Genomic DNA, 15,391 nt, shown 5'->3' on the forward strand with positions numbered 1-15,391 from the left:
ATTTGGTGACCTGGGAGCAACTAGCAGTCATTGTCAGTATTATTTTAATGGTAATATCTATAATGAATCAGAACGGACGTAAAAGATAATGATTCCATTGACGATTCAGCAATTCATAAGATGAAATCTTGTTGTTTTTCAAAATTTGCTAACACTAATGTGGTTAGCGTTAGTGCTAGCATAAATGCTAGCATCATGGACGTTGTGCATGATGTCCAAGTGAAAATGAAAAGCGAATAATGAATGGCAAAATAGAATCTCTTAGGCGTATGTTAGTGAGCTTCTATTTTTCCTTCTGAGACGTTTTGAATCCCTATCGAGTTTAAAGAAAGGGTTTTAATTTTTGAGTTTATTTTACAACACCAAAAATGTTGCGCCGAGGGATTTGGAAAACACATGAGCTGTTTAATCAAGGTGTAGCCTATTACATGAATTTTCTGTTGCTGATACGTCAGGAAGCAGTGGGAAGTCAGAGTAAAGAAGAGATTCAGCGACAGCTGATGGACCACATCCGCCAGCGACAAAGTCGGACGGGTGAAGTCGGAGAACCCGAAGACATTTTGTCTGCACTTCGAAAAATGTATGAATGTATTATAACCGGAAATGCATCTCAATCAGCAAGTACCTGGTTGGGGCGTCTTGTGGATCCCAACACTGTATCAGGAAAAGGAATATCCAAAGCAGGGAGAAAACCTCGATGGATGAAACTGAAAATGCAAGGAGACCCACGATGGGAGGAAGAGTATCAAAAGGACAAAGAAAGAAGCAATCTGATCCTTGGTTGGACATCTTAAATACTTTGGAAACCTACAGGTTACAACCAATTCTTCATTTATACACGGATACCCGCGAAGATATTCAGTGGAACCCAAAGCGACAGACCCAAGTTGTACGAAAATGGGATAAAGAAATGTTCCAACAAGCAATGACTTTTATTGGAGTTCTAAAAAACTGTCAGCTCAAACAACAACCGAAAAAAAGATTTTTTGCCGCATATGAGCGGCGAATGCATGATACTGTGACCCACCCTCTTTTTCAATACAAAATTAATTACCGAAGGACTCTTGATTTGGAAGTTCGTCTACTGGCCAGATTTCTCGAGGGGGAAGAAAAGTTACTAAAAGACATTTCTTCATAGTAAAAGATGGTAAACAATATAAATATGAGTGATATGGGGGGCTTTAATTATGAAGTGGTACAAAAATATAAATGAAGATGCCAAAGTTGCTTTTGTATTAACTTTGACAGAAAAACTTTCAGATCAAACGAAAAACTACGATTGGTATGATCGGATCAAAAGAGTGGTGGATATGTGCTGGGATTGGGTTAAAAATAGAAAATATAGTGCTGTGGACATTTATGACGTGTTTGCTGATGAAGATGAAGCACTGGTTTTCATTGAGCACTATCCGGGAGTGGTTGATAATCCTGCATTACTATCTCTATTCTTCTGCATATTTGATGGCATCTGTTATGCTATATGGAAAGCCTATCAATTAGAGAAAGATTATTTCCCACAATTGCTTGAAAGCGAAAGTGATCAATCCATCGAGATCTTTATGGAAAAAATCGTAAAAGTAAACGGCTACCAAGAAGAATGGGCAGATCGTTTAAAACAATACCTATTGGAAAATTATCCGGCAGGCAGTGATAGGAAAATTAAGAGAGAAGAATTGTTGAGGTTGATTGCATAAAAAAATGATTAAGTGGAAACATTTCCGCTATATTTGGCGTAATATATGAAGGGGATTTTCCCCTTTTAATCGTCCCAATTGTTCAGAAGCAATTGAGTAAAAGACTTTTTGATGATTTCCAAAGCCGATACACTGAAGTCTTTCACGACTTCCAAAGCTGATATTCTGAAATCATCAAACCCTTTCCCATGGCCATTTTTGGCTGTGGGATTTCTTTATTTTGTTAAAGCACAGTTCATTTCACAGTTCAACCCACAGTTACACAGACAACATTTTAAATAAATAAATAACTAGAAAAAGAAAAATAATATAAAAAGAAAAATATAAATAATCAAGGTTTATTTAACAAGTCTTTTTACAAGAAATCAATCACAGAGAGAAAAGAGTTAAAATAAAAATTCTTCATTCATTCAACTTTTCTGCTGTGAAAATCTTCAATTCAAAAAATATATAAGTCGAAGTTTCGCCAGCAAAGAGGTGGCGGCCACCTGCACGAACTTGACACAGTGGTATATTCGTTCACTGTGTAAGTGGCGTGCCGGGAGATTGACTAAAGAAAAAGGAGGTTATCGTATGAAAAAATTAGACGAGAGACATTTTAAAGCAATGGAATTGCTGATGAAAAAACGAACCCAAAAAGAAATTGCGGAAGAAATTGGAGTTAGCAGAATGACCATTCATAGATGGATGAAAGATCCGCTTTTTGAGAGCGAATTTAAGCATGTACTGAGAAACCACTGCAAAAACCACATGAAGGATGTACTGGATGCCATGGTAGCTGCGGCAGTTGAAGACAGAAATGCAGCGGCCGCAAAATTGATCTTCCAAGTTAACAACTTAACGGATGCTGATGAGCCGAACGTACAAGTAAACAATCAAATTGACCTCGCAACGATCAGGGAAGAGCTAAAAAATTTATAAAAGTAACATAGGAGAATTTCGGGGAAGGAATTGCCTGGATTGTGCTTGTTTTTGTGCGAATTTTCGTTTAAAAACCAGGTGGAAATTTTGGGCAGGTTTTTAGTATAATTGGTGTTACAATTAGCTCAAAAACACTTCGTGCAACCTGGAAATGGACGGTCACCCTGAAAATTTTCGGGACCAGCAATTTTGACTGTGAAATGGTCCAGGGAAATGCCAGATCGCAATTTAATGTAATAAAAATTGCGGACATCAAACCTTAAAACCCTTGATTCTGTGCGGGTTTTGTTAGCATTGAATATGCAAGGTTACAAAACACGGATTTTGTAACCTTATAAATGACTTTTAATGCTTGCATACTTGACCCAAAAAAGGCAAAATAAAAGGGAAGGGATTTAGATTTCCCTTCCCATAGGCGTATAATTTACTCGTTTTCAAGCAGAAGTGGCTCATTTCGTTTCACGGCGAATGAGCCATATTTCTTTCTAATCTGGTCCATTGGCGTATTAATCCGTTGTTTCTTTCCGAGTTCATAAGGGCACCAGTACCATTTTTTCTTTGGACGGGACCACTTAAAGCCTTTCTCTTTCAAATCCTCTTTAACTGGGTAGGTATTCCCTGAAACCCAAATCCAAACCCCACAAAGTTCAATTTCTACATCCTGCGGGTATCTTGCCAAGTGCTCCAGCATGGCACGTAATGCAACGTCCTGCATTTGCTCCGCTTTAGTTTCCTTTTCCCTACTTGTTCGTGTAGGAGTTTCTTTAGGTATTCATATTCGGCGTTAACTTGTTTCATTATTTCGTTTGATCCGCCTTGAACATCAGGATGATATTTCTTTGCAAGTTTCTTGAACTGCTGTTTCAAGTCATCCAGAGATTGCACGTTAGAAAAGTACTTCATGCAAAGATCCTCCTTTAGATATTTGGTTTTCAAGGTTCAGCAAACCTTACAAATTATATTATATAGAAATTCTACAAGTTCTACAATCTATACATAAACATCAATACTAGAAAAAATTTTCCGAAAACAAAACACAAAAACCCCCCAGGCGGGGGTAGTTGTGGTCAGCGGCTTGCGGAAAATAAATCTACATACCAAAAATAACTTTTGGAAAATGTGACTCCAAAAAGGAGGGAGTAAGATTAAGCGTCTGTAGAAATTCCGTTGTCTTTATCTTTGTTTTGTGATCTTGTGAAAAATTGCTTTATTTTCCCGTATCTTTGTTTCCATCTCTTCTGCCTAGTAATCATCTGCCTTCTTCTGTGTATTAACTCATTCATTCCTTTTTGCCATTCTTTGTCTAGATACTCCGTGTATTCTTTTATCCTAAAAATGATTAACCCAATTAGGTTTATGTGGAGTGCCAATGTTTCTTTAGAGCCTAAGGCGATCCAAGTTTCCTTTATTACCCTTTCTGAGTACAAAAGGTCAAGTACTAAATGTTGAGGAAGTATGTTCTGATAGGAATTTAAAAAATTTCTGATTTCTTTTTCGGCATAGTTTTGAAAATAATCTTTGTACTCATATTCATATGAGTTGCTCTTACGTTGGTCAGATCTAAATAAATTCCATCTGATTTCTTTAGGTTTTTCGAAAAACTCTTCAGATAACCTCATTTCTGAAAAACTCATTAATGATGTATCAAAAAGACTTATATATCTTGATTCAAGTTTTTTTAAGAGTGAATCCAAGGGGTCCTTTAAAATGAACTGATAAAGCCTTTTTTCCTTTTCTCTCTCTTCTCTTTTTCTTTCATTTTCTAAACTAGCATCAATAAAAAAGTATATTAAACCCACTTCTAGACACATACCGATTAACTCAGAATGCATGTCATCTAAAAAATCATTTAAACTTTGATATGTACCAAAGCTATATAAGATACCTAATCCGAAAAATAAACATACAACTTCAAACCTTCTCCTTAGTAGCTTTTCGCTTTTGAAAAACATACGAATAATTAGGATCACCATAAATATTCCCACGGTTTTTCCTATAATAACCCCTAAGTGTTCAGGCGTAATTAGTCCCCCAATATAATAATGATTACGATCAAAACTTAAAGCAAGATAAGCTGAACCCCCAAGCTAGGGGTTATTTTTCTTGCGGCTTGTAGAAAATAAATCTACATACCAAAAATAACTTTTGGGAAATGCGATCTCAAGACAAGGAAGAACCGTGACATGCTTAATCATGCGTTTGTTGGTGTGTCGTTGTCTTTGGTGATATGCTTTCGTTTTCTTAACCTTCGGATACGACCACGAAGAGTTTTCGATATTTTCAAATAGCGTAACCAAATTTTCACCCGTTTACTTTCAATACTCCTTCTGAGTTTCTCTTCTTTTGAAAATAAACTTTCCATTTTTATTTTATTTAAATACTCACGGAGTCCTATAATTATTGCTGCAATTCGTTTTAACCTCTTTTTTAGCAGAGAAATGCTTTCCTCTTTATTTTCTACCAACCATTCTTCAAAATACATACTGACTGATAGTTCTTTATTTAAATTAATCAGTAATGTATATAATGTATCTGGTATTATTCGTTGGTACATAATAATAAATTTTTCGATTTGTTTTTGTACTGGAATCCTAAATAATAAATCAAATGTTGAAACAGTTACTGCATATGCATCAAGATCAATTCTAACATCACTAATAGATTCAACTTTATACAAATGAAGATCATCTACTGATACTTTTGTAATGAATGAACTGAATTTATTCTCATTGAAATAAAAATCAATATCTGTAAAGATTTCTACCAAATCCTCATCAGATACTGATGAGGTAGTTCTTCCAGTTACACAATAGTAAAATCTGATGGAGATAAATTTAATAAATTGCTCTAACTGAGTATGAAGATGGCCTGATATTGCCGATCTTTCTTTTCTTTCTTTTTCTTTTTGTTCATCCTTTCGCCTAAAAAACTCCAAGAGTATATAAATCAAGCCAATATCAAAGGTTAAGCCGATCAGTTCCGGACGCAAGTCATCCCAAAATTCGCTTACAGAATCATACAGAGTAAAACTAATGAAGATCCCCAAAACTACAATAGTGAATGCGAAAAATGAAACAATGGAGTATCCAAATTTTCTATATACATAAAAAAGTCCCAGCAAAAGGATTGCTGTAATCACGGGCAGGACATAGTTATTCAAGTAAGGTCACCTTCCAAATGTGAATTAACTGATCCAATTGAAATTTAAAGCTATAATCTACCGAATTGCAAGATGATTTTTTCAAAAACACCCCATTTCCGCTATATAATGCGTATATAGTGAGAAGGAAAGACCTTCTTAAAAATAAAAATGAGTAAAACTGATTAAAGAAAAAATTTCGAAAAGTGGCCATAAAAATTGCCGAACCCTCCGAATTAATCAATGTTCCAAATATTACTAAATAATTGGTTGATGGAGGGTTTGCTTTATGGCCGGAAAGAAAAGTGTTGGAGGCTTGGGCACATTTATTGGTGCCATTGTTCTTCTGGCGATTATTATGATTCTTCTGTCCATTGTTCTCACCGTTGGAGGAGCAATTTTTTGTCTAGTCGGTTTAGCATTAATAGTCAAACCTGAGACTTACAAGGAGATTTTGCAGCAATTGAAAGTCAAGAAAGAAATTGATTTGAAGCCTTGGGCGGTTCGGCTAATTGGGACTGGAATTGCTGGTGTTAGCTTTGGTGCTGTTATTCTTGGCATAGCCATGCTTTCAAGCTTTTTTGGTGATTCCACCACGGAAGCAACACAACCACAAAAACCAACAGCCCAAGAAGCACAGCAAAAAACTGACCAGGCAACAAGCCGGATCAAAGCACAAGTTATCGAAGTTGTTGATGGAGACACATTCAAGGCCAAAATTGGGGACAAAGAGGAGACAGTACGCTTGATCCTCGTGGATACTCCAGAAACTAAACACCCAAATAAGCCAAAACAACCTTTTGGAGAGGAAGCAAGCAACTTTACAGGTGAGTTGCTTACACACGGGACCACAGTTGAACTGGAATATGATGCAGAACAAAGGGACAAATACAACAGGGTTTTGGCTTATGTGTATGTGAATGGAGAATCCCTTCAGGAAAAATTGCTGAGTGAGGGATTGGCAAGGGTTGCAGTATACCCACCGAATACAAAATACCAAGAAAAATTTGAATCAATTCAAGAAGAAGCCAAAAATAAAAAGGTGGGGATCTGGTCCATAGACGGTTATGTGACATCCAATGGTTTTGATGAATCTGTGGTCCAGGCAGCTAAAAAGGAAGAACAAAACCAAGAAACAAAACCAAAAGTGACACCAGTTTATAGTGGTGGGGACAAAGACTGCAGCGATTTTTCAAGCCAAGCAGAAGCTCAGCGATATTTTGAAGCTAAGGGCGGGAGTCCATCCAATAATGTAGATGGTCTTGACAGAGACCATGACGGAATTGCATGCGAATCCTTGCCGTAGGGGAAACCCTTTTTAAACAATCAACTAGGACAAAACAAAGCTGATGCTCAATTTTGAGTGTCAGCTTTTTCTTTTCTACAAGGATGTGTAAGTTTCAAATTTATCCTAGTTTGAGCTTAGCAGAGTTGAGCAGAGCTAGTAAAAGTAGACCGTAGGTGATGAACTTGCGGTCTTTTCTATTTTGCAGCTTTCAAACTAGGAGATGATGCAGCATGAAAGATAACACGATTAAAAAACATAATGGAACTGAAGTTGAGGTTGTTTCTGAAGTTGATTTTGAATTTAAAGGTTTAAAACTTCCTGCAATGGTTGATGAAAATGATGAATTTTGGTTTATAGGAAGCACAGTTGCTGATTTAATGGGAGTCACTAAAAAGAATAGATCTGCTACTTTTAAGTCTTTAGACGATGATGAAAAGAGCCTTAATAATATTAAGACCCTTGGAGGAAAACAGAAAGTCTTGGTTATATCTGAAGCCGGGTTGTATGACCTTGTTTTGAGAAGTAGAAAAAAAGGAGCTATATGACTTTAAAAGATGGGTAAAGCATGAAGTTTTGCCGTCAATCCGTAAGTATGGAATTGCTATTTATAAAGAACAACTTGATAAACTCAAACCAAAAGATCTTATTGAAGTATTAAAACAACTTGAACCTAATGCAGAAGTTAGATATGAAGGCGAAACTGCATATATTTGTGCTAAAGATATTAAAGATAAATTGGGTTTAAAAAGCACAAACGCTATAACTTATAGATTGCGGGAAGGATATCATTTTAAGAAGTTCAATCGTATTATTTTTGTAAATAGCGAGGGTTTAAAAATCGTAATTGAGCGTTCTCGAAAACCAGAAGCAAGTTTGATCGCACAATTTGTCAATATGGATGTTGTAAAAGAAGTTCCAGAAGCAACTGTTCTTGGTGAAATTATGAAAGCATTTGGGGATAAGTTTAAAATTAGTGATCAAACTAGCTTTGAGTTTGAGGATAAAACTTGCAAGGTGGATCTATTTTTTCCTGAATTAAATCTAGGGGTTGAAGTTGACGAAGACGATCACAAAGACCGAGACGCTGATTATGAGAGAAGAAGAAATGAACACATGGAAAAGGTTCTGGGTTGGTCAACTGTGCGAGTAAATCCTCATGATCCGACATTTACGCCTGGGGAGGCTATCCGTCAGATTTTTAATTTCATATACGATAAACTTATGCAATAATTCCCGATACTCAGATATTAGGAGGAATAAATAATGAATGATAAAGAAAAGCTTGAACTCGAGAAAGAGAAGAACAAAATGTTGAGAAGGGAAATTGAGTCGTTGAAAAGAGAAAATGAAGAATTGAAAAAGGGTAAATAATCATAAAAAGGAGAGAGGATAAATTGTAACTTGACAAAAACTTTCTGGCAGGATCGAATAATATAAAAGATTCTGCTAGGAGGTTGTTTAATTGGATTGGGTTTTACTAAAAAGGGTTCTTAGGAGACGATGTAAAAAATGGAAAAAGCAAATTATAATACTTCTTTCTTTTATCGTGTTGCTTCTTTTTATGTGGTTTACAGGTATTTTCCTATACACAACTTCCCAAATTCAAAAATGGAGTCCTGAAGTTAATGCTGCGATTGTAAATTTGGTAGCTAGCGTAATTACTTCCGTCATGATGATTTCCGTGACAATTTATTTCAACACAAAGACTCAGAAAATGACTGTGGAAATTCAGAAAATGAATTATGATGCTATGAAGTTCCAAGCACGGGCAACAATCAGGGACAAAATCCTTGAAAAGAGAATGGAAATTTACCCACAAATTATGAAAGAATTATCAAACTTAGAATTCGATCCAATAATATATTATAAAGACTATAAAAAGTCTTATTATCTTACTGTAGATCCTTCTGAAAAGGATGAAGAATTTGATAGTTTTCATGATTATGTAGAGAAAATGCATGAAAGAATTGATGGTTTATGGAAATATTATGATAATCCCTTTGTGTCTAGGAAATTAAAGGATTTATTAGACGAGTATCTTGCAGCAAAATGGAGTAATTTCCGAATTGGGAAATATGATAATTCAAAGTCAAAACCACTAGGTAAAATAATAAGCGTAGATTCATATCTAAGTAAGGAGTATAAATATTTTGATTTAATAATGGAGCAAATAGTAAAAGAATTGCAATTAAAAGAGGTTGAAAGGGATATTGAAAACCTGATACAGGATAAAGATTTTGTTAATTACAGGTTAGACCGCATGATTTAAAATGCGGTTTTTATTTTGTCTTTAGAATAGGGGGTGGAAAGCTTTGGCTTGGCTTGCAGATGAAAAACGATTTGTCAAACGTGAAGAACGTGCAGAAATCATCGAAACTTACGAAAAGTATATTGAAAAGGTTAAATCTGATTACAATATTACTAAGCTTGAACAACTTGTTGACATTGATCCGGAAAAGGCAATTGAAATGTCGCAAGTTGCTAAAGAAGTGAGAAGATTAAAGAGGGTACATAGGTCAGAAGTGGATTTGGCCTATTTCACTTGGGAATATTTTAGCGAAGCTGGAAACCCCGACAACAAAGCTGGAAACCTTGACGGGTTTGACTTAAAATCACCAGATGAATTTGCAGACTTTCACTTGGAAATCTGCGATATCATGAACCATGTTTCCTTGGTGGAAAAGAATGCAAAAATTTGTGTGGCTGCACCACGTGGCCATGCAAAGTCAACATACCTTTCAAAGTCTTTTCCTTGTCGTGAAGTAGTTTTCAGAAACAGAAAGTACATTATTGCAATTTCTGAAACTCCAAACGTATCAACGAAAAACCTTGATTGGTTAAAAACACAACTTAAATATAATGAAAAGTTAAGAAACGATTTTGGTCCACTTTTACATCCGAAAGAGCAGAAGAACAAACAAGACAATTCCACAAGCTTTATTGCTCGGGAAGATACAGGTGATACTCCGAATTTGTTAACCTTGGTTGAAGCATATTCAACAGGTCAGGCAATTCGTGGGGCAAACTGGAACGGGCACCGTCCCGATTTGATCATTTGTGATGACCTGGAGGATGAAGATTCTAATGCAGGAACACCCGAACAAAGGGAAAAGTTGAAAAACTGGTTTGCTGGTAAGGTTGAATATTTAGGAGATACTTCAGGGAAAAAGACGGCCATGGTATACATGGGAACCACTGTTCACCCAGAATGTTTATTGATGGATATTCTTTATAAAAGACCTGATTTTAAAACAAAAATATACAGGGCACTCATCAACCCACCTGAAAGGCAAGACTTATGGGCAGAATGCGAAAGCATTTATAAGGACCAGGAGTTGACCATTGAACTTCCTGAATACCCAGTAGATTCAATCGGAATTGCTGAAAATTCAATTCTAGAATGGGTGGAGGTTGAAAGACCTCTTGAAACAAGCGTTGTCTTTGAATCAAGTTTGGATCAAACAAATTGGACCACAGTTGAAAATGGTGGCCAATTAATTCCTGCAGGAACTGATTTGTCAGGAAAATCCCTGTATTTGCGGTATACCTTGTCCACTTCAGACACTGGTCAAACACCAATTCTTGAACCAACATTGATATGGTATATACAACAGCAAGGCTATAAAATCCGTCCAGCAACTTCCGCAATCCGAGTAACTCCTGACAATGTTTCTAGGTGGCAGTTAGAACAAAAATCTTATGCAACAGGATGGCATACCACTGGGACAAGGGAAGGTGAAAGCCTGAAAATTCATGTCCAAGATTTGATAGATCCGTCAGATGGAGAGACAGACGGAGCAGTAGACCTTTACGTTTATGAGGATGGTAAAAGCTCGGTTCGTTATTTGCTTGATACTGATGGCACTTATCGGACTCAGATATTTAGAAACGAAAACATATATGAATTTTGGTATGATGGTCAGAAATTAGCTGAAACTGAAGCACCTGAAATAGGATGGCATCATTTGGGGCTGACATGGGACGCTACAACTTTCTGGTTATATTTAGACGGTTCATTGGTCGAATCAGTATCTGTGGAATCTGTAGATTTGATTGGCACCGTTTATTTATATATTGGCTGTGACAAGGAAGGAAACAATCAATGGAGTAGTCTAATTGATGATTTGGTTGTATCTAATGAATTTAAGGATGCAAGTTATTTTGCTGCACGTGCTAATTCTACAGATCCTTCTGGACCAAGTTTAACAGCCAATGTTTACCCGTTTGATAACACTTTATCAGCTATAGGGGATTCCAACATTGTCTATCAAGGAACCGCCGAAGCATACCCTGTGTTCACCATCACATTTGCAGCAAGTGTTGATAATTTCCGAATCACTGACGGTGACGAATATATACAAGTGATCCACAATTTCCAACCCAATGATGTGCTTGTTGTTGACTGTGAAAATCAAGTGGTCCGCTTAAATGGTGCTTCCATCATGGAAAGCATTGATTTAGATTCGGATTTCTTTTCCGTAGAAAATGGTGACGTGATAGGAATTGATCCGGCAGGGGTTGCAACTGTGGATGTTGCTTTCACAGAAAGGTGGTTGTGATATGGAGAATTTGAAACTGTGGATTTTAGATAAAGATGAGAAGGTTAAGGCAGTTCTCCAAAACCGGGGAACTGCTTCTGTTTTATTAGAAGCAATTCACAGAGAAATCATTAATGGTGAAAACTATCTTGAATTTGTGATTCCTTCTGACCATGACAAAGCAGAGTATTTGATTGAGGAAAACATTGTCTTGTATAAAGATCCGGATGGAAATTGGAATGAATTTGTTATCCGGGAGATTGAGGATGAACATTCAGATGGTCTTTTTAAACGGGTTGTTTGTGATTCTTCGAGCTTGGAATTAAATGATTATGTTATTAGAGACATCAGACCGGAAAATCGTGATGCTGAGTATATGTTAAATCAAATACTTCAAGACACAAGATGGAGTGTCGGGAATGTTAATGTACCAGGAATAAGCACCCGTGTTTTTTATAACAAAACTGCACTTGAATGCATTCATGAACTGGCTGAACTGTTTGGGGGAGAATTACAGTTCAGGACTGAGTTTGTGGGAAACAAAATTATTGCACGATATGTTGACCTGGTCCAGAAAAGAGGAACCAACAGAGGAAAACGGTTTGTTTATGGCAAGGATATAAAAACTGTAAAAAGAAGGGTTGATACTTCCAACTTGGCAACAGCTTTGGTTGGTCGGGGAAAGGGTGTTGAAAACGAGGAAGGGACAGGATATGGCCGTAAACTTGACTTCCGGGAAGTAGAGTGATCTGTTGATAAAGGTGATCCGGTGGATAAACCTTTAGGTCAAGATTGGGTGGGCGATGAAGAAGCCCTCCAGCAATTTGGCAGACCTTCTCCAAATGGCTTAGTCCACAGGACTAGAATTGTTGAATTTGAAGATGAAGAAGATCCTGAAGTTCTACTTCAAAAAACATGGGAAACGTTGAAAGTGATGAAATTTCCTGTGATCAGTTACGAACTTGAAGTAATTGATTTGGAATCTGTGAAAGGGCATGAACACGAGGCCGTGAGGTTAGGGGATACGGTAACTTGTATAGATAAAACATTCAAACCTGAACTTAGATTGGATGCACGAATTGTTGAGCTTGAACGTGATTTGTTAAATCCGGAGAATACAAAAATTGTTATGGGGAACGTGCAAAATGCTTTCAAAGATGCTGAGCGGAACTATGATACGGAAAAACGTCAGCAAGATAGAACTATTCCTACCTCTTGGCTTGAGGGTTATATTGATACCCTCAGGAATGAAATTATTGGGGGATCAGGAACTGTAAGACATACTGATGATGGTATTTTGCTTTTAGACAAAAGACCTGACAATAATCCATCTAGGGCAATTTTACTGAACAATGGGATTATTGCACTATCCAACAAAAGAAATCCTGCAAATGATCCTGCAACTGCAGCAGGGTGGGACTTCTCAGAAGGCACCTTCATAACCGGAGACGGTGCATATGCAGACAAAATTGTGGCCGGAACCATGTTGGCGGACCGGGTTCGTGGAGGTTCTTTATACCTCGGAGGGGTTGTAGACGGTATTGGGAAAAATGGTCGGATGCTACTATTAGATGATCAAAATGAAATTGTGTGTCAATTGGATGCTGAAACACGTGGATTTGATGAACTGTTTGTTGGAAAAATTTCTGGAAACAATGTCGTAACCAAGAATTTTGATCGTGTTGAATATTTTGTAGATCCTGTAAACGGATCAGACAATAATGACGGGAAATCCTGGTCCACAGCTTTTCAGTCATTGCAACATGCGATTTCTCAGATTCCTGAAATCAATGAGGGCTACATTTCAATTGATGTTGCTGAAAATTCAACACTCAATGAAGTCATTGAACTGACAGGTAAGAGTGGAAGCGGGATAGTCCAAATTGATTTGGGCGGTTCAACGTTAAATGGGTTCATTCGGGTTGCTTCCTGCACACAAAGGATCAGGTTAAGAAATGGAACGGTCATTCATACAGGTGAAACTCATCCTGAAGATAGTGGACCCTATGCCTGCATTAGAGCGTTAGTATCAAACTGGGTAACTGTTGAAAACATGACGCTCCAGGCATCTCAAAAAGCCCTCTTCTGTGCAGCATCTGAAGGAGCAAATATTCAACTGATAAATGTTAGCTGTTATGGTGCAACTGATTCTCTGATTTATGGTGTTTTTGGTGCAATGATTAAGGTTGTGAATTGTTCCGGTAATGGTCCGATTGGTATGAAGGCATCGGATACAACAATTATTGCAGGATACGGAACACAACCTGCCGGAGCGAATCCAGAAAGACATACTGCACCAATTAACGGAGGAATTATTCAAGGATCTTGGTCATTGGATAGTGGAGGTTCTGCTCCAGAAACTTCAGTACCCGGAAAGAAAACGTGGAATGCGACATTGACCAAGTCTTGGGATACGGTGTATGGCTGGAATGCCGATGATCCAAAGCAAGGAAATGGTGGTTCATGGTCACCAGCAGGGACACATAGAGGTTTGTGGTTTTTCAATTCCAGTGATATCCGGCAAACATTGGCTGGAACAAATCCTAAATCCATTCGAATCTATCTGAAACGAAAATCTAAAGGTGGTTATTATAAACCAGTTCCCTTGTATTTCTGGACCCATAACTTAACGGGAGTACAAGGCGAAATGCCAACATTATCAAACAGTGCAGGGAATTTGGCCAACTTCAACATTGGAGAAGGAAAATGGGTTGAACTGCCAATTTCCTATGCACGTGCATTACGGGATGGAAGTGCTAAGGGAATTGCAATTTATACCTCAAACACATCGCAAAATTACTATTGTGTAATGGAACCCACTGCAACTTTAGAAATCACATGGTAGGAAGGGGAAATTACTATGAAAAAACTGATTTTTCACAATGGAGATGTAATTGAATCTTATTCTTTGTTGAATGACAGGGTGGAAGTGGAATTTCGAGAAAACGGGGTTCACATCTTTTCAGATTATCGGGTGAATAGTGTAGGGGGTATTGTTACCCCTTTTATTATTATTCCTGACAACATCCCCAATACGATTCCCACTGAAGTGGGTGATCCAGTGGAACCACTCAAAAGGTACGATATGACAGAGCAATTAACCGTGTACAAATACTTCTGGGATTAATTCTGTGGAAGGGGTTGTGTCGATGGAATATGTTCTTAAACTCATAACTTCTGTTTTGGGTGGTGTTCTTATTTTTATCTTTGGTTCTTGGCATGATCTATTTGTGATTTTTATAGCTTTGTGGTTTTTAGATGTTATTACCGGGATGATGGCCGCCGGAAAAAAGGGCAGAATTTCCTCAATCAAAGGAACTGTTGGTCTTGCAAAGAAAATTGGGGTTTTCTGTTTGATTTCTACTGCCCACATAGCTGATTTACTATTAAACACTGGCGAAGTCATCCGGGATTCAACTTTGATGTGGTTTGTTGTAAACGAATTGATCAGCATTATTAAAAATGCTGGTCGTGCCGGATTACCGATCCCGCCAAAACTTCAAAAAGCAATTGAAGTTCTGAAAGAAGAGTCAACCAAAACTGAAAAAGAACAGAAGTAAAGGAGTTGATTCTAATGGCCATGACTTATGCAAGCACCAACCAAAAACGAATTTCAGAATTGCAACCACAAGTAAAATCTGCAGCAGAAAAGGCATTAACTGAAGCAGAAAAAGCTGGTTTGGATATTTTGATTACAGATGGCTTGCGAACTTTTGCGGAACAAAATGAGCTTTACGCTCAAGGAAGAACAAAACCGGGTAAGATTGTCACTAATGCAAAAGCCGGGCAGTCTTATCACAACTTCGGCTTA

The 15,391-nt window shown here is 37.4% G+C and carries 14 protein-coding genes and 2 pseudogenes; 12 read left to right on the forward strand and 4 right to left on the reverse strand.

Features of this window, described 5'->3' with window-relative positions:
- Positions 1 to 500: 500 nt before the first annotated feature.
- The 3 genes and pseudogenes from I8U21_RS02330 (at position 501) to I8U21_RS02340 (ending at position 2,615) form a co-directional block, all read left to right on the forward strand.
- Positions 501 to 1,138: pseudogene (locus I8U21_RS02330) on the forward strand (hypothetical protein).
- A gap of 49 nt (positions 1,139 to 1,187) precedes the next feature.
- Complete coding sequence (locus I8U21_RS02335; protein ID WP_181732902.1) at positions 1,188 to 1,694, forward strand: Imm6 family immunity protein; 507 nt, start codon at positions 1,188 to 1,190, stop codon at positions 1,692 to 1,694.
- A 573-nt stretch (positions 1,695 to 2,267) separates the two neighbouring features.
- Complete coding sequence (locus I8U21_RS02340; RefSeq protein WP_198053169.1) at positions 2,268 to 2,615, forward strand: phBC6A51 family helix-turn-helix protein; 348 nt, start codon at positions 2,268 to 2,270, stop codon at positions 2,613 to 2,615.
- A gap of 424 nt (positions 2,616 to 3,039) precedes the next feature.
- Here I8U21_RS02340 and I8U21_RS02345 read toward each other — a convergent pair whose 3' ends face one another.
- From I8U21_RS02345 to I8U21_RS02355, 4 genes are all read right to left on the reverse strand, one after another.
- The gene (locus I8U21_RS02345; RefSeq protein WP_198053170.1) at positions 3,040 to 3,330 is read right to left on the reverse strand and encodes a hypothetical protein; all 291 of its coding nucleotides are present in this window, start codon (positions 3,328 to 3,330) and stop codon (positions 3,040 to 3,042) included.
- Positions 3,270 to 3,518: a J domain-containing protein gene (locus I8U21_RS15235; protein WP_370527002.1), complete on the reverse strand. Its 249-nt coding sequence runs from the start codon at positions 3,516 to 3,518 to the stop codon at positions 3,270 to 3,272. Before I8U21_RS15235 ends, I8U21_RS02345 begins: the two co-directional genes overlap by 61 nt.
- 242 nt (positions 3,519 to 3,760) lie before the next feature.
- Entirely contained in the window at positions 3,761 to 4,585 is an 825-nt protein-coding gene (locus tag I8U21_RS02350) for a hypothetical protein (protein WP_198053171.1), read from the reverse strand.
- 221 nt (positions 4,586 to 4,806) lie between these two features.
- Positions 4,807 to 5,775, reverse strand: coding sequence for a hypothetical protein (locus tag I8U21_RS02355; protein ID WP_198053172.1), 969 nt, complete (start codon positions 5,773 to 5,775; stop codon positions 4,807 to 4,809).
- 268 nt (positions 5,776 to 6,043) lie between these two features.
- Here I8U21_RS02355 and I8U21_RS02360 point away from each other — a divergent pair, with 268 nt between their 5' ends.
- The 9 genes and pseudogenes from I8U21_RS02360 to I8U21_RS15120 all read left to right on the forward strand — a co-directional run.
- A complete protein-coding gene (locus I8U21_RS02360) occupies positions 6,044 to 7,060 on the forward strand; it encodes a thermonuclease family protein (protein WP_198053173.1) in 1,017 nt (338 codons plus the stop codon).
- A 212-nt stretch (positions 7,061 to 7,272) separates the two neighbouring features.
- A complete protein-coding gene (locus tag I8U21_RS02365) occupies positions 7,273 to 7,587 on the forward strand; it encodes a BRO-N domain-containing protein (protein WP_198053174.1) in 315 nt (104 codons plus the stop codon).
- A 28-nt stretch (positions 7,588 to 7,615) separates the two neighbouring features.
- Positions 7,616 to 8,272 carry a hypothetical protein gene (locus tag I8U21_RS02370; protein WP_198053175.1) on the forward strand — a complete coding sequence of 219 codons (657 nt, stop codon included), beginning with the start codon at positions 7,616 to 7,618 and terminating at the stop codon, positions 8,270 to 8,272.
- 232 nt (positions 8,273 to 8,504) lie between these two features.
- Positions 8,505 to 9,311 (forward strand): hypothetical protein, encoded by an 807-nt coding sequence (locus I8U21_RS02375; RefSeq protein WP_198053176.1) that lies wholly within the window; start codon positions 8,505 to 8,507, stop codon positions 9,309 to 9,311.
- A 43-nt stretch (positions 9,312 to 9,354) separates the two neighbouring features.
- Positions 9,355 to 11,601 carry a phage distal tail protein gene (locus I8U21_RS02380; RefSeq protein ID WP_198053177.1) on the forward strand — a complete coding sequence of 749 codons (2,247 nt, stop codon included), beginning with the start codon at positions 9,355 to 9,357 and terminating at the stop codon, positions 11,599 to 11,601.
- Between the two features lies 1 nt (position 11,602).
- Positions 11,603 to 14,425, forward strand: a pseudogene (locus tag I8U21_RS02390) (phage tail spike protein).
- Between the two features lie 15 nt (positions 14,426 to 14,440).
- Complete coding sequence (locus I8U21_RS02395; RefSeq protein ID WP_198053180.1) at positions 14,441 to 14,707, forward strand: hypothetical protein; 267 nt, start codon at positions 14,441 to 14,443, stop codon at positions 14,705 to 14,707.
- 22 nt (positions 14,708 to 14,729) lie between these two features.
- The gene (locus I8U21_RS02400; RefSeq protein WP_198053181.1) at positions 14,730 to 15,140 is read left to right on the forward strand and encodes a phage holin family protein; all 411 of its coding nucleotides are present in this window, start codon (positions 14,730 to 14,732) and stop codon (positions 15,138 to 15,140) included.
- 14 nt (positions 15,141 to 15,154) lie between these two features.
- Positions 15,155 to 15,391: M15 family metallopeptidase (locus tag I8U21_RS15120; protein ID WP_198053182.1), on the forward strand; the 237-nt coding region annotated here is incomplete at its 3' end.

The organism is Thermoactinomyces sp. CICC 23799, from assembly GCF_016055145.1.
Taxonomy (GTDB): domain Bacteria; phylum Bacillota; class Bacilli; order Thermoactinomycetales; family Thermoactinomycetaceae; genus Thermoactinomyces; species Thermoactinomyces intermedius.

What these genes read in the sequence shown, in the direction of transcription:
- I8U21_RS02335 (WP_181732902.1), top strand. Translation starts at nt 1,188, where the DNA reads ATGAAGTGGTACAAAAATATAAATGAAGATGCCAAAGTTGCTTTTGTA.
- I8U21_RS02340 (WP_198053169.1), top strand. Translation starts at nt 2,268, where the DNA reads ATGAAAAAATTAGACGAGAGACATTTTAAAGCAATGGAATTGCTGATG.
- I8U21_RS02345 (WP_198053170.1), bottom strand. Translation starts at nt 3,330, where the DNA reads ATGCAGGACGTTGCATTACGTGCCATGCTGGAGCACTTGGCAAGATAC.
- I8U21_RS15235 (WP_370527002.1), bottom strand. Translation starts at nt 3,518, where the DNA reads ATGAAGTACTTTTCTAACGTGCAATCTCTGGATGACTTGAAACAGCAG.
- I8U21_RS02360 (WP_198053173.1), top strand. Translation starts at nt 6,044, where the DNA reads ATGGCCGGAAAGAAAAGTGTTGGAGGCTTGGGCACATTTATTGGTGCC.
- I8U21_RS02365 (WP_198053174.1), top strand. Translation starts at nt 7,273, where the DNA reads ATGAAAGATAACACGATTAAAAAACATAATGGAACTGAAGTTGAGGTT.
- I8U21_RS02395 (WP_198053180.1), top strand. Translation starts at nt 14,441, where the DNA reads ATGAAAAAACTGATTTTTCACAATGGAGATGTAATTGAATCTTATTCT.
- I8U21_RS02400 (WP_198053181.1), top strand. Translation starts at nt 14,730, where the DNA reads ATGGAATATGTTCTTAAACTCATAACTTCTGTTTTGGGTGGTGTTCTT.